This is a genomic window from Candidatus Symbiopectobacterium sp. NZEC127, from assembly GCF_025962675.1.
In the GTDB taxonomy this organism is placed as follows: domain Bacteria; phylum Pseudomonadota; class Gammaproteobacteria; order Enterobacterales; family Enterobacteriaceae; genus Symbiopectobacterium.
On the sequence record NZ_JAGFPG010000030.1, the window covers coordinates 1 to 698 of the forward strand.

Genomic DNA, 698 nt, shown 5'->3' on the forward strand with positions numbered 1-698 from the left:
TGATTCGTGGCCCGGCGTCTGTCATGTATGGTCAGGTCGAACCTGGCGGTACGGTCATTATGACCAGCAAACGCCCCACGGCAGAAAAGATTCGACACGTGCAGCTTAGCGCGGGTAACCAACGCTTTGGTGAGGCCGCGTTTGATGTTGGCGGCGTGCTGAGCGATGACAGCGCACTGTTATACCGCTTGAACGGAATAGCCAATATCCGTCAGCAAGTTGTTAAAGATGCCAGACAACAACGCATGGCGATTGCCCCGGCGTTGACGTGGTTGCCCAATGCCGATACCAGTCTGACCTTACTGACCCGTTACCAATACGATCCTGAGGCGGGTTTTCGTAACTTCCTGCCCGCTCACGGCACGGTGTTTGCCACCGACGCTGGGTATATTCCTTACTCGCTGAATGTCAGCGATCCGAATTACCATCACTCAACGCGTGAGCAGATAGCGTTTGGTTATATTTTTGAGCACGCCTTTAACCGGGATATTTCTGTTCAACAGAATCTGCGCTACTCACAACTGCTGGATAACTATAAATCTCTGGTTTATAGCACCGGTGGCGGCGCCACGGATACGACGCTAACGCGTAACCAGCAGCGCGAAAAAATAGATGCTGATGAATTGGGGATCGACACCCAATTGAAAGCACGTTTCATCACTAGCGCGGTGAACCATACCTTGCTGACCGGGTTGGAT

General features: G+C 52.4%; 1 pseudogene. It reads left to right on the forward strand.

The window, feature by feature from the left end:
- Positions 1–698 (forward strand): annotated as a pseudogene (locus J5069_RS23735) (TonB-dependent siderophore receptor); the annotation flags it as partial.